The organism is Halomonas sp. NO4, from assembly GCF_010994375.1.
Lineage (GTDB): Bacteria > Pseudomonadota > Gammaproteobacteria > Pseudomonadales > Halomonadaceae > Halomonas.
Map to the genome: position 1 here is coordinate 88,828 of NZ_WHMA01000010.1, position 12,582 is coordinate 101,409.

General features: G+C 67.7%; 12 protein-coding genes. 7 read left to right on the top strand and 5 right to left on the bottom strand.

Annotation, left to right across the window (positions count from 1 at the left end; translation table 11 throughout):
* Positions 1-20 precede the first annotated feature (20 nt).
* From FEF15_RS09910 to FEF15_RS09920, 3 genes are read left to right on the top strand one after another with little or no spacing between them, the layout of a single operon-like run.
* Entirely contained in the window at positions 21-725 is a 705-nt protein-coding gene (locus FEF15_RS09910) for an ABC transporter ATP-binding protein (RefSeq protein WP_163559002.1), read from the top strand.
* Between the two features lie 30 nt (positions 726-755).
* On the top strand, positions 756-1,760 hold the full coding sequence (locus FEF15_RS09915) for a branched-chain amino acid ABC transporter permease (RefSeq protein WP_163559003.1): 1,005 nt from the start codon (positions 756-758) through the stop codon (positions 1,758-1,760).
* Entirely contained in the window at positions 1,760-3,070 is a 1,311-nt protein-coding gene (locus FEF15_RS09920) for a branched-chain amino acid ABC transporter permease (RefSeq protein ID WP_163559004.1), read from the top strand. Before FEF15_RS09915 ends, FEF15_RS09920 begins: the two co-directional genes overlap by 1 nt.
* Before the next feature lie 110 nt (positions 3,071-3,180).
* On the opposite strand, the gene FEF15_RS09925 is transcribed toward FEF15_RS09920, so the two are convergent.
* Positions 3,181-4,995, bottom strand: a complete 1,815-nt coding sequence (locus FEF15_RS09925; RefSeq protein ID WP_163559005.1) for a methyl-accepting chemotaxis protein — start codon at positions 4,993-4,995, stop codon at positions 3,181-3,183.
* Positions 4,996-5,195: 200 nt separating this feature from the next.
* On the bottom strand, positions 5,196-6,401 hold the full coding sequence (locus FEF15_RS09930) for an ABC transporter substrate-binding protein (RefSeq protein ID WP_163559006.1): 1,206 nt from the start codon (positions 6,399-6,401) through the stop codon (positions 5,196-5,198).
* 156 nt (positions 6,402-6,557) lie between these two features.
* Here FEF15_RS09930 and FEF15_RS09935 point away from each other — a divergent pair, with 156 nt between their 5' ends.
* Positions 6,558-7,316, top strand: a complete 759-nt coding sequence (locus tag FEF15_RS09935) for a dienelactone hydrolase family protein (RefSeq protein ID WP_163559007.1) — start codon at positions 6,558-6,560, stop codon at positions 7,314-7,316.
* A 3-nt stretch (positions 7,317-7,319) separates the two neighbouring features.
* Complete coding sequence (locus FEF15_RS09940) at positions 7,320-8,393, top strand: C45 family peptidase (RefSeq protein WP_163559008.1); 1,074 nt, start codon at positions 7,320-7,322, stop codon at positions 8,391-8,393.
* Here the strand turns inward: FEF15_RS09940 and FEF15_RS09945 are convergent.
* Positions 8,383-9,813 (bottom strand): RtcB family protein, encoded by a 1,431-nt coding sequence (locus FEF15_RS09945; RefSeq protein ID WP_163559009.1) that lies wholly within the window; start codon positions 9,811-9,813, stop codon positions 8,383-8,385. The two genes, FEF15_RS09940 and FEF15_RS09945, sit on opposite strands and share 11 nt — an antisense overlap.
* Before the next feature lie 84 nt (positions 9,814-9,897).
* Positions 9,898-10,488, bottom strand: coding sequence for a DUF4202 domain-containing protein (locus FEF15_RS09950; RefSeq protein ID WP_163559010.1), 591 nt, complete (start codon positions 10,486-10,488; stop codon positions 9,898-9,900).
* Between the two features lie 214 nt (positions 10,489-10,702).
* On the opposite strand from FEF15_RS09950, the gene FEF15_RS09955 reads away from it, so the two are divergent.
* Both FEF15_RS09955 and FEF15_RS09960 read left to right on the top strand, forming a co-directional pair.
* Positions 10,703-11,200, top strand: a complete 498-nt coding sequence (locus FEF15_RS09955; RefSeq protein ID WP_205598511.1) for a hypothetical protein — start codon at positions 10,703-10,705, stop codon at positions 11,198-11,200.
* 29 nt (positions 11,201-11,229) lie between these two features.
* The gene (locus FEF15_RS09960; RefSeq protein ID WP_163559011.1) at positions 11,230-11,622 is read left to right on the top strand and encodes a TIGR02452 family protein; all 393 of its coding nucleotides are present in this window, start codon (positions 11,230-11,232) and stop codon (positions 11,620-11,622) included.
* A gap of 59 nt (positions 11,623-11,681) precedes the next feature.
* Here the strand turns inward: FEF15_RS09960 and FEF15_RS09965 are convergent, their stop codons facing one another.
* Complete coding sequence (locus tag FEF15_RS09965; RefSeq protein WP_205598512.1) at positions 11,682-12,185, bottom strand: c-type cytochrome; 504 nt, start codon at positions 12,183-12,185, stop codon at positions 11,682-11,684.
* Between the last annotated feature and the right edge of the window lie 397 nt (positions 12,186-12,582).

The window sequence follows — 12,582 nt, forward strand, 5'->3', positions numbered from 1 at the left end:
CCTTACGCTGGGACATCACAATGCCACTACTCGACGCACGCGACGTGCACGGCGGCTATGGCGGCATGAACATCCTCAACGGGGTGAACATGGCCATCGAAGCCGACGAGATCGGGGTGATCGTCGGCCCCAACGGTGCCGGCAAATCCACCATGCTCAAGGCCATCTTCGGCCTGCTCACCGTCAGCCGGGGCGAGATCCTGCTGCGCGGCGAGCCCATCCACAACCTGCCACCCAACAAACTGGTACAGCGGGGCATGGGCTTCATCCCCCAGGAGAAGAACGTCTTCCCGAGCCTCACGGTGAAGGAGAACCTGGAGATGGGCGCCTTTCTCAAGCCCCACAACACCCGGCGCATGCTCAAGCAGGTCTACGGTTTCTTCCCGCCGCTCTACGACAAGCGTCATCAGCCGGCCGGCGAACTCTCCGGCGGCCAGCGCCAGATGGTGGCGATGGGCCGGGCGCTGATGGCCGAACCCGAGCTGCTGCTGCTCGACGAGCCCACCGCCGGCCTCTCGCCGCTCTACATGAACGAGATCTTCGAGCGGGTGAAGGAGATCAACGCTGCCGGCGTGGGCATCCTGATGGTGGAGCAGAACGCCAAGCAGGCACTGGCCATCGCCGACAAGGGCTTCGTGCTGGCCGCCGGCCAGAATCGCTTCACCGATACCGGGCAGGCACTGCTGGCCGACCCGGAAGTCGCCAAGAGTTTCCTGGGCGGCTGAGCCCCGGCGCCTGGACCTGGAGTGTATGCCGTGAACGAATTCGTTTTCTTCCTCAACAACGTGGTGATCGCCGGCAGTGTCGCCGGCTCGATCTACGCCATCGGCGCGGTGGGCGTGACCCTGGTGTTCAGCATCATGCGCTTCGCCCACTTCGCCCATGCCGACATGATGACCTTCGGCGCCTTCATGGTGCTGCTGCTGACCCTGCTGTTCCCCGGCGCCGGCAGCGCCGTGGGCCTGCCCACTGCGGTGGTCATGCTGCCGTTGGCCATGGTGCTCACCGCCCTGCTCGCCGTGGGCATCGACCGCGTCTTCTACAAGCCGCTGCGCGCCCACGGCGTCCAGCCCATCGTCATGGTGATCGGCTCGCTGGGGGTGACCCTGCTGCTGCAGGGGCTGATCCGCCTGTTCGCCGGCACCGGCGGGCAGAACCTCTACGTGGATGACCGCAAGGAGATCTTCCGTCTGGCCCTGCCCTTCGAGGGGGCGCGCGCCCCCATCGTGATTACCGAGCCGCAGATCATCCTCTTCGTGCTGACCATCACTGCGGTGGTCGGGTTGCACCTCTTCCTCACCCGCTCGCGGCTGGGCAAGGCGATGCGCGCCATGTCCGACAACCCCGACCTCGCCCAGGCCTCGGGCATCAACACCAACCTGATCGTGGCGGTGACCTGGGTGATCGCCGGGGGGCTCGCCGCCATCGCCGGCACCCTGCTGTCGCTGGACGTGACCTTCAAGCCGGATCTCAGCTTCTTCATCCTGCTGCCGATCTTCGCCGCGGCCATCGTCGGCGGCGTGGGCCACCCCTTCGGTGCCATCGCCGGGGGCTTCGTGGTGGGCTTTGCCGAGACGCTGGCGGTGTTCAACTGGTCGGTGCTGCTGCGCCCCTTCCGCGACAGCCTGCCCGAGTGGCTCACCCAAGCGGGCAACCTCGCCTTTGTCGGCACCGAGTACAAGATCGTGGTGCCCTTCTTCATCCTGGTGGCCATCCTGGTGTGGCGCCCCACCGGCATCTTCAAGGGGAAGGTGATCTGATGAGCACACAACGCGAACAACGCACCGACCTGGTCACCACGCCATCGCGCCTTCCCGTCCGCGAGCTGACCCTGTTCGCCACCCTGCTGGTGGCGGTGCTGGGCGTCTATGCCGTGATGGGCGCCGCCTACAGCACGCGCATGCTGGTGGAGGCCGCCTGCTACGCCATCCTCGCCCTGGGACTGACCATCCAGTGGGGCTACGCCGGCCAGTTCAACGCCGGGGTGATGGGTTTCGTCGCCCTGGGGGGCTTCTCGGCCATGGCCTTCAGCGTGCCGGTCAACGAGGCCTTCTGGGCCAGCGAGCTGCCCGGCGAGCTGGGTGTGGCACTCCTCTATGCCCTGGCCGCCGTGCTGGTGGTATTCGGCGCCACCCGGCTCGACCGCCTCGGCGTCCCCAAGAAACTGCGCACCCTGATCGCCGTGGTGCTGGCCGTGGTGCTCTACCTGGTGGTGGTCAACGTGCTGCGCGGGGTGACCGGCGAGATCGAGTCGCGGGCCGGCTTCATCGGCGGGCTGGGGCTGCCGCCCTGGACGGGCTGGATCGTCGGCGGGGCGCTGGCCGGCGGCATCGGCTACTTCATCGGCAAGGTTTGCCTGGGGCTGCGCAGCGACTACCTGGCCATCGCCACCCTGGGCATCGCCGAGATCATCAAGGCCTTCCTCAAGAACTCCGACTGGCTGACCCGCGGCACCGCCACCGTATCGCCGCTGCCCTGGCCGACGCCCGGGCCGGCAGAGCTGGGCTTCACCCTGGCCCGTGCGCTCTATCTGTCGCTCACCGCCGTGCTGATCGCGGCAATCTTCTTTCTGCTCCATCGCGCCTATCATGCCCCCTGGGGACGCATGATCCGCGCCATCCGCGACAACGAGATCTCCGCCGCCGCCATGGGCAAGGACATCAATCGCCGCCGGCTGGAGATCTTCGTGCTCGGCTGCATCCTGATGGGCATCGGCGGCGGCGTGCTGGGCACCTTCAACAGCCTCTTCGACCCCCAGGGCTACCTGCCCCTCAACCACACCTTCCTGGTGCTGGTGATGGTGATCCTCGGCGGCCCCGGCAACAACCTGGGCACCATCTTCGGCGCCGTGGCGGTGTACATCATCTGGATCATGTCCGAGCCGCTGGCCCTCTACCTGATGCAGCTCGCCGTCACCATCGGCGAGGGCGCCTTCGGCTGGGACGCCCCCAGCAACCTGGACAGCCGCGCCCTGCAGGCTCGGGTCTTCGTCATCGGCCTGCTGATCACCCTGGTGCTGCGCTTCGCCCCCAAGGGGCTGCTGCCCGAGAAGGTCAAGCACCACGGCTGACGATCTTCCGCGACCCAAACCCACCCGGCCCGGGACGCAGGTCCCGGGCCGGGCTGACTGGCGGCGTGATCGCGGCCCGGTCGGTCACCACCGACCGGGCCGCCGGCGTTTTAGAAGGCTTCCCACTCCGGTTCACGCTGAGCCGGTTCGCGATGGGCCGTCTCGCGCTGAGTGGCTGGCGAGCGTGGCGCCGGCTTGGGGTCGTGGGCCACGGCGGGCGCCGGCCGGCCAAACGCGGCGGCCGGTGAAGGCTGCGTTTCCTGCTCGTCGCCCAGCACGAAGCCGCCGATCAGCTGGCTGAGCTGCTCGGCCTGGCTGCGCATCTGGGCGGCCGTGCCGGCGCTCTGCTCGACCATGGCCGCATTCTGCTGGGTCATGGTGTCGAGCTGGCTGACGGCGGTGTTGACCTCGGCGATGCCCGAGCTCTGCTCCCGCGAGCCGGCGCTGATCTCGGCGATCACCGCAGTGACCTGGTTCACGCTGTCGAAGATCTCGCGCATGGTCTCGCCGGCACGCTGGACGATGCGCGTGCCGTCCTGGGCATGCTGTACCGAGGCATCGATCAGCCCCTTGATCTCCCGGGCCGCCTCCGCCGAGCGCTGGGCCAGCTTGCGCACCTCCTGGGCCACCACCGCGAAGCCGCGGCCGTGTTCGCCGGCCCGCGCCGCCTCCACCGAGGCGTTGAGCGCCAGGATGTTGGTCTGGAAGGCGATGGAGTCGATCATCGAGACGATGTCGCCGATCTGCGCGGAAGAGCGATTGATGTCGTCCATGGTCTGTTCTACCTCGCCCATGGCCGCCTGCCCCTGCTGGGCCACCGCGGCGCTGGAGGTCACCAGACGGTCGGCCTGGTGGGCATGCTCGGCGTTGTTCTCCACCGTGGAGGTGATTTCCTCCATGGCCGAGGAGGTCTCCTGCAGGTTGGCAGCGGCCTGATCGGTGCGCGTCGCCAGCTCCTCGCTGCCCTGGGCGATATCGTTGGCGGCCAGGTATACCGAATTGGCACTGTGCCGCACATCGCTCAGCGTTGCCTGCATCCGCGACAGGAAGGCGTTGAACTGCTCGCCCAGCTCGCCGATCTCGTCACGGCTGCGCACCGCCAGCCGCTGGGTCAGATCGCCCCGGCCGGCGGCCACCTCGCTGGCGATCTCCTTGATGGTCGAGGCCGTGTAGCGCACCTGTTTCACCGTGCGGCGGGCCAGCCACATGGCAAAGGCAGCGATGATCAGGTTGGCCACCGTCCCCACTCCCCAGAGGCGCACCAGGGAGGTGATGAGCTCCTGCTTGGCCGTTGCCTCGATCTCGGCCATGGCCGCCTCGATATCGGTGACATAGACCCCGGCGCCGATGACCCAGTCCCAGGCCGCGATGCCCTCGGCATAGGAGTGCTTGGGCTCGGGCTCGCCGGTATTGGGATGCGGCCATTCGTATTGGTAGAAGCCGCCGCCCTGCTCGGCCAGCGCCGCCATGTCGCGGATCATCTGCTTGCCGTTGGCATCCGTGGCACCCAGCATGTTGGTCCCTTCGCTGTCGGGGGCCGCCGGCTGGACCAGCATGTCGCCGTTCGACCGAAAGGCAAAGATGTAGTTGTCACCCTCGAAGCGCAGGCGTCTCAACCGCTCGATGGCGCGCTGTTGCGCTTCCTGGGTATCGGGCACCGTGGCGGCAATCGCCTCGACCATCGACTTGGCGAGTTCGACGTTGCTGCGCACGCCGCGCTGGCGCGACTCGAGCAGCAGCTGGCGCTGCTGCTCGATCTGCGCCTCGTTCGACTGGATGCGTTCATACCCCTCCAGCAGCAGCAGACAGGAGGAGGAGAGGATCAGCGGCATGAGGACGAGCAGCAGGATCTTGATCTGCAGGTTGCCGGTGACGAGGTGTAGCAGGCGTGGCCTGCGGAAACGGAGACGGCGTGGCGTTGTCATTGGCTATTGTTCCTTGCGTTGGAAGCGCGATCACGGTGACGCCGTCAGGGAAATGTCTAATTCGTTATGGTGTTATAGGGCCTTAACTTACAGCACCACCTCTCACAATCAAGGGGATCGACGCCTGACCCTGACACCCGTCAATACGAAGCCCCGGCGGCTCACGCCACCGGGGCTCCGAATACTGTGCGGGCTGGAGCTTAGAGGTCCAGCTGGCCCTTGCGCACGAACTCGCCGTCTTCCACGGCCATTTCGACCACCACGCCGGGCACGTCGCCGTTGTCGTCGAACTCGTGGCGACCGGAGGCCCCTTCGTAGTTGATCTCGGTACCCTCGGCGATCAGCTGCACCGCCTTTTCCCACTCGCCGGGCAGGATCACCTCACCGGGCTCACTGGCCACGCTGCGCAGCGCCTGGGAGAGCCCCTCGCGCTCGGCGCTGCCGTTCTGCTCGATGGCCAGTGCCAACAGGAAGGCCGCGTCGTAGGCCTGGGCGGCGAACACCGCCTCGGGGTCGACATCGGCCGCGCGTGCCTTCTCCTGGAACATCGCGGTGCCCGGCAGGTCGGGGCTGCCGGGGCGGGTGGCGATCATGCCCTCGAGCACGTCGGCGCCCACCGCCTCGACCAGGCTGTCGCCGACCATGCCGTCGGCCCCCACGTACTGGGTGAACATGCCGCTCTCGTAGGCCTGCCGCAACACCGTCTGACCGGAGGTATCGGCGTAGGCCAGCACCACCAGGGTCGGCACACCGGTCGCGGAGAGGGTGCCCAGTTCGGAGCGGTAGTCGGCGCGGTTGTCCTCGTGGGCGAGGTTCTCGGCAACGGTACCGCCTTCGGCCTCGTAGGTGGCCACGAAGGAGTCCGCCAGGCCGCGGCCGTAGTCGTTGTTGACGTAGGTCACCGCCACTTCGTCGATACCCTTCTCGAGCAGCAGCTTGGCGAGCATCTCGCCCTGGAAGGCATCCGACGGCACGGTACGGAAGACCAGGTCGTTGTCGTCGAGCTCGCTCACCGCCGGCGCCGTGGAGGCCGGCGAGACCATCACCACGCCACCGGGAATCGCCGCGTTGTTGGCCGCGGCGATGGTCGCCCCGGTGCAGAGGGCGCCCACGATGGCGGTGACCTCTTCGGTGTTGACCATGCGATCCGCCGCGTTGGAGGCGGCCGAGGCGTCGCTGCAGGTGGTGTCGCCGGTGGGCATCACCAGCTCCTCCCCATCGAGGATGCCACCCTGCTCGTTGACCTGCGACACGGCCAGCTGGGCCCCGTCGAAGATGGGCGGCGTGAGACTCTCGATCCCGCCGGTGAAGCCACCCAGGAAACCGACCTTCACTTCCGCCTGCACGGCACCGGCGAACGCCACGCTGGACGCCGCCACCGCCATCGCCAATATGCTCTTTTTCATATTGTTCCGCTCACTGTTGGCTCATGTAAGGGTTGCCCCCTTAATCTGGAAGCCCCCGGGCCAAAATACAAGCCACCGCCACCAACGCTCGCCTTGCACCACGCGTCGCCTGCCTATACTGGAGGTTCGACCTGAGCCATTCGACAGGAGGTTGCCATGCGAACCCTGACGTACTCCGTGACCCTGCTCACTGCCCTCGGCCTTGCTAGCGGCGCCCACGCCTACGAACCGGCCGGCGAGGACGTCGTCTACGAGGTCGGCGACGAGAGCTTCGAGGGCTACTACGCCTCCGCCGGGGACATGGCCCGCGGCACGGTGCTGATCGTTCACGACTGGGACGGCCTGGACGACTACGAGCGAGAGCGCGCCGACATGATCGCGGGGATGGGCTACGACGCCTTTGCCGTCGACCTCTTCGGCGAGGGCAACCGCCCTGAGACCACCGAGGCGCGCCAGGAGGCCACCAACGCCCTCTACAGCGACCGCGAACGCATGCGCGAGCTGACGCTGGCCGGCCTGGCCGAAGCCCACGAGCAGGGGGCCACCGAAACCACCGTGGTCATCGGCTACTGCTTCGGCGGCACCGTCACCCTGGAGATCGCCCGCTCCGGCCTGGCGGACGAGGTCGTCGGCTACACCAGCTTCCACGGCGGCCTGGGCACTCCCGAGGACCAGTCCTGGCCGGAAGACAGCGCCCCGCTACTGATCGCCCACGGCGGCGCCGATACCGCCGTCCCCATGGCCGACGTAGCCACCCTGGTCGAAGAGCTGGAGGCTGCAGGCCTCACCTACGAAGTGGAGATCTACTCCGGAGCGCCCCACGCCTTCACCGTGTTCGGCGGCGAGCGCTACCAGGAGCGCGCCGACCAGAAATCCTGGGCCGCCTTCACCGACTTCCTCGAGGAGGTGCTCTAGGCAATGCAGCTCACCGCGCTTTCCGGCAGCCGCCGTGAGATCGGCCTGGCCCATGGCCGGGCGCATGCCGCCCGCATCCAGCGCAGCGTGGCGGTCTACGACCGGCTGTTCCACGACTTCGCGGGCCTGGGCTGGGCCGACGCCCGCCGCGAGGCCGAGCGCTTCACGGCCCTGATCGAGCGCGGCTTTCCCACCATTCTCGACGAGATGGACGGCATCGCCGCCGGTGCCGGGCTCGATCTGCTCGACATTCTCACGCTCAACTGCCGCAGCGAGATCTCGCTGACTCGCGCCAGCGGCGGCTGCTCCGCCTTCGCCCTCAAGCAGCGGGGCGAGCAGTGGCTGGCCCAGAACTGGGACTGGCGCGCCGACCAGCTCGACAACGTGGTGGCGCTGCAGATCGAAAGCGAGGATGCCGCCCCGCTGGTGAGCATCGGCGAGGCCGGCATGGTGGCCAAGATCGGCCTGAACGCGAACGGCCTGGGCGTATGCCTCAATGCCATCCGCTCGCGCACCTGCGGCGAGGGGCTGCCGATCCACGTGGCGCTGCGCAAGATTCTCGAGAGCCCGGATTTCGACAGCGCCCTGCGCGTGGCCACCCACGACCGCGTCTGCTCCCCCGCCCACTTCCTGCTGGCCAGCCACGACGGCCGCGCCGCCGGGCTGGAGGTGCACCCCGGCGAGCCGGGCCGTCTCGAGCCGCAGCGCGGCGTCGTCACCCACACCAACCACTTCGTCGAGCCCACCGTGACCTGCCAGGTGGCGGACTTCCCGCGCCCCGACTCGCGCCCGCGCCTGGCGCGCCTCGACGCCCTGCTGCAGGCCCGCCTGCCTGACGAAACCGAGGTGACCGAGCGCGCCCTCTTCGAGGTGCTCAGCGACCACCACGGCGCCCCGCTCGCCATCTGCCGCCACCACAACCCCGACCAGCCGCCGGAGGAGCGCATAGAAACGCTGTTCGCCGTGGTCATGAACCTCAACGCACGACGCCTCACCCTGCGCCACGGCAAGCCCTGCGAGAGCGCCGACGACCTGACGGTGAGCCTCGCCGAGCCGGCGGGCAAACCTACCCCTTGATGCAGGCGAGGGGTCTCAGCCTGGCCACCTTGCGCGCCAGCCCGCCGTCGTTCGCGGCATCGACCACCGCCTCGACATCCTTGTAGGCGCCGGGCGCCTCCTCGGCCACACCGCGCGGCGAGGGGCTGCGGATGATGATGCCGCACTCACGCAGTGAACTGAGCAGCTGCTCGCCGCGCCAGGTCTTGTGGGCCTGACGGCGGCTCATGGTGCGCCCGGCCCCGTGACAGGCGGATGAGAACGACGGCAGCCGCGGCGGCTCGTTGCCGGCCAGCACGTAGGAGGCCGTGCCCATCGAGCCGCCGATCAGCACCGGCTGACCGACCTGGCGGTACACCTCGGGCAGCTCGGGGTGGCCGGGCCCGTAGGCGCGCGTGGCCCCCTTGCGGTGCACGAACAGGCGCCGGGTCTCGCCGTCGAGCGCGTGCTCCTCGGCCTTGCAGGTGTTGTGCGACACGTCGTAAAGCAGCGTGAGTGCCGCGCCGGGAAACAGCTCCGCAAAAACCTCGCGGGCGAAGTGGGTGATGATCTGGCGGTTGGCCAGGGCACAGTTGCTGGCCGCGCGCATGGCGCCCAGATAGCGCTGGCTGGTCTCGGAGTGCAGTGGCGCGCAGGCGAGTTCGCGATCGGGCAGCTCGATGCCGTGCTCCCGGGCGGTGAGCGTCATCTGCTCGAGCGCCTCGGTGCCGATCTGATGGCCCAGCCCGCGCGACCCGCAGTGGATGAACACCACCACCTCGCCCTCGGCGAGGCCGTAGGCCCGGGCGGTGGCCGCGTCGAAGAGGTCGCTGACCTCCTGGACCTCCAGGTAGTGGTTGCCCGAGCCCAGGGTGCCCATTTCATCGCGCTGGCGCTGCTTGGCCTTGGCCGAGACGGCCTCGGGGCGAGCCCCGGGAATGCACCCCTGCGCCTCGATGTGCGCCAGGTCATCCGGCTCGCCCCAGCCCTGGTCCACCGCCCAGCGGGCGCCGCCGGCCAGCATCGCCGCCATGCTCTCCTCATCGAGATGGATCGGGCCACGGCTACCGACCCCCACCGGCACCCGCCGGAACAGCGCATCGGCCAGCCGCTCCTTGACCGGCTCGACCTCGTCCCGGGTCAGGCCAGTGCGCAGGCAGCGCACCCCGCAGGAGATGTCGAAGCCCACGCCGCCGGCGGAGACAACCCCGCCCTGGTCGGCATCGAAGGCCGCCACGCCGCCGATGGGGAAGCCGTAGCCCCAGTGCGCATCGGGCATGGCGTAGGCGGCCGAGACGATCCCCGGCAGGCAGGCCACGTTCACCACCTGATCGAGAACCCGCTCGTCCATGGCCTGAATCAGGTCTTCGCTGGCATAGATGACGCCGGGCACCCGCATCTTGCCGGTGGGCTCGACACGCCACGCGAAGTCAGAAACACGGGTGAGGGTATCGGGATTCATGGCGCATCACCTCCTCCACCCTCAGGGTAGTTGCCGACCCGCTCAGCCATCGACCACACACTGCGCGCGCCTGAAAGCCTGCGCCTAACCGGCCAGCGCCTCCTCCACCAGCCCGCGCGCCTCGTCGCTCATGGGCAGGCCCAGCGCCAGCTCATGGGCGCGCGGCGACATCTTCTTCCAGGTCATCTGCACGATGCGGATCAGGTGGTCGTGATCCACCTGCTTGGAAAAGTCGGCGAAGTAGTTCTCCAGGAACACCAGGCAAGCGCAATCCTCCACCGCCTGGGTGCCGACCTCGCGGCCCAGGCCCTGCTTGCGGATCATCCGCGCCACCTGCTGCGCCGCGTCGGCGTCGTAGCCCGCCTCCTCCATCAGGCGCGCCGTGGTCTCGGCCGCCCGCTGGCCCTGATCACGCCGCCAGGTGAGATAGCCCACCCGTCCCTCGGGGTAGTCGCTGCGCGGCACCTGCCAGCGCTGCAGGTGCTGGGCGCGCACGGCAATCCGCGTGAGCTCGTCGGGCGCCGGGTCGAGCCGCTCCAGCCAGGCGCTCATCCGCCCCGCGTGCCACAGCTCCTGCGGCAGAGTGTCGTCTTCCACCGTCACCTGCCGCGGATCCTCGGCATGCAAGGCATCGAGGGCGGCGAAAGTCTTGTCGAAAGGGGTCGTCTCGGTCATGGGAAAACTCCGATCAAGGGGCGAAACAGCATACCAAGGCCAGCGCCACCCGCCTCACTTAACCGACGCGAACCCGGCATGCGGCATCAGCATGGCATCGATATTCGGTAACAGGCGCGACTATGCTGATAGCGGGCGCTGAATAAACGATACGTCAACGCCTCGGCGGTAACGCCGCTCATCAACCGGATACAGTACAAGCTAGAGGTCCATGATGAACATCATGCGTCCCTTCCTGGTCGGCCTGGCGACCACCACCCTCGCCGTCACGACCTTGGCCGAGGAACTCGCCATTGAAGCCGTGATGTCCCCCATTGACGAGATGCGGCTCGACTTCGAGGACGACTCCGGCCGCTTCGTCTTGCTCGTGCAACGCCAGGGCAAAGCCAGCGGCAGCGGCCTGCTTGCCGGTGCCACCGCCACCGAATACGGCATGCACGATATCCAGCCCGGCGTGAACGGCAATGCCGGCGGCTACCTGGTGTTCGAGGATGCCGACGGCGACAAGGCCTACCTCGACTGGACCCTGCGCGCCGTGTTCGCCACCGATGGCGCCGGCAACACCACTCTGCTCGACAACGGCTTCTGGGAAGTCGCCGGCGGCACCGGCAAACACCAGGGCCTGAAGGGTGCCGGCACCTTCCATCTCGAGATCATCAACGATACCGACCGCAACTACATCCTGTCGGGAGAGCTGTTCCCGGCCAACTGAACGAGGCGGGAAGGCGCCGGAAGGATACGATGAATCGGAAAGCGAGATCCCGACTGGCCAAGGAGACACTGGCGATTCTCGACGCAGGTCGCTACACCCTGGACGCCGGCCAGGTCGTCGACATGGGCGATGCCCTGCGGCGCTGCCTGGCCGACACCCGGAGCTTCGGCCCCGACGACCTCCATGACATGCGCGAGCAAGCGCTGTCGCAGGCCACCCCCTCCGGAAAGACGCTCATCGAGGTGGTCAACCAGAGCACGCTCTGCGGTGCGGCGCAGCTGAGTCGGTGCGTGCCGGATCGGCAAATCGGTGTGCTCAACTTCGCCTCGGCCAGGAACCCGGGCGGCGGTTTTCTCGCCGGGAGCCAGGCGCAGGAGGGTGGAATCTGGCAGTTGCGTCCTCGACGAGTGCCCCTGCCATGACCGACCTGCGTGACGGGAATGCAAGGGACCATGCCGGCCCTCCCTGCCCGGCAGGAGCCTCACTGCAGCACAAAGTCGACGTAGGGGAGGGGAGGCGTCTCGCCCGGTGGCAGGTAGGCAGGGGCCGGTTCACCCAACGACTCGAAGGAACGAATGTAGTGATAGAGAGCGCCGGCGTCCTCGGCGGTCATCTCGTTCAGGTTGAACCAGGGCATCGGGGGGCGGGCGCGCAGGCTGTGGGTCATCTCTACCCACTGCTGCTTGTCCATCTTTGCCGCCAGCAGCCGCAAGTTGGGCGCATAGGTGGTGCCCCAGGGGCCATGCCAGCCCAGCACGTCGCCGGTCAGCCAGAGTTCCTCCGGCACCTGGCCCTCGGCGATGGAATAGTTGGGGGTATGGCAGTCGTTGCAGCCGCTGGTCAGGGCGATATAGCGTCCACGCTCCACGACCTCGGCAGGCACGTCGGAGCCATTTCCTGTCTGGGCCAGTGCGAGGGTGGCAGGCAACAGCAGAATGGCGCCCATGGCGATCACGCCCAGGCACCTCGTTTTCACGGTCTTCATCGATTGTTTTCCTTGGAAGAACGGACACTGAGCGTCCGCCAGAAGAGAATAGTCCCGCCTTCGGAATCCGGACAGGGTCCTGCCAACCCCCTCGCTGAAAAAAACTTGCATCAAGGGCTCGGTTGCCCGCCGAGCAAATTCCTCATGCCGCTTTGCTAGAGTGAGCTTTCTGGCGCAGGCTCAGACGCGCCGCGACTACTGGCCGGCCTCGGTGTCGCCCAGGGACTGCAGGTTTCTATCCGCGCGGCCCGAGCGGGCCGCGACAGGAGGAGATGGCCAAGGAGTTCAAGCAGGCGGCAGCGAACCGGCGCTGGAGCGCGCCCAGATGGTGACCCGATTGTTAATGGCCAAGTAAATTGACCCAGTACCGGCCAACGCTTTTGACCCACCCCCGAGG

Bases quoted from the DNA above. Each gene is read 5' to 3' on its own strand.
- FEF15_RS09910 (WP_163559002.1), top strand. From the start codon at position 21: ATGCCACTACTCGACGCACGCGACGTGCACGGCGGCTATGGCGGCATG.
- FEF15_RS09920 (WP_163559004.1), top strand. From the start codon at position 1,760: ATGAGCACACAACGCGAACAACGCACCGACCTGGTCACCACGCCATCG.
- FEF15_RS09925 (WP_163559005.1), bottom strand. From the start codon at position 4,995: ATGACAACGCCACGCCGTCTCCGTTTCCGCAGGCCACGCCTGCTACAC.
- FEF15_RS09930 (WP_163559006.1), bottom strand. From the start codon at position 6,401: ATGAAAAAGAGCATATTGGCGATGGCGGTGGCGGCGTCCAGCGTGGCG.
- FEF15_RS09935 (WP_163559007.1), top strand. From the start codon at position 6,558: ATGCGAACCCTGACGTACTCCGTGACCCTGCTCACTGCCCTCGGCCTT.
- FEF15_RS09940 (WP_163559008.1), top strand. From the start codon at position 7,320: ATGCAGCTCACCGCGCTTTCCGGCAGCCGCCGTGAGATCGGCCTGGCC.
- FEF15_RS09945 (WP_163559009.1), bottom strand. From the start codon at position 9,813: ATGAATCCCGATACCCTCACCCGTGTTTCTGACTTCGCGTGGCGTGTC.
- FEF15_RS09950 (WP_163559010.1), bottom strand. From the start codon at position 10,488: ATGACCGAGACGACCCCTTTCGACAAGACTTTCGCCGCCCTCGATGCC.
- FEF15_RS09955 (WP_205598511.1), top strand. From the start codon at position 10,703: ATGAACATCATGCGTCCCTTCCTGGTCGGCCTGGCGACCACCACCCTC.
- FEF15_RS09960 (WP_163559011.1), top strand. From the start codon at position 11,230: ATGAATCGGAAAGCGAGATCCCGACTGGCCAAGGAGACACTGGCGATT.
- FEF15_RS09965 (WP_205598512.1), bottom strand. From the start codon at position 12,185: ATGAAGACCGTGAAAACGAGGTGCCTGGGCGTGATCGCCATGGGCGCC.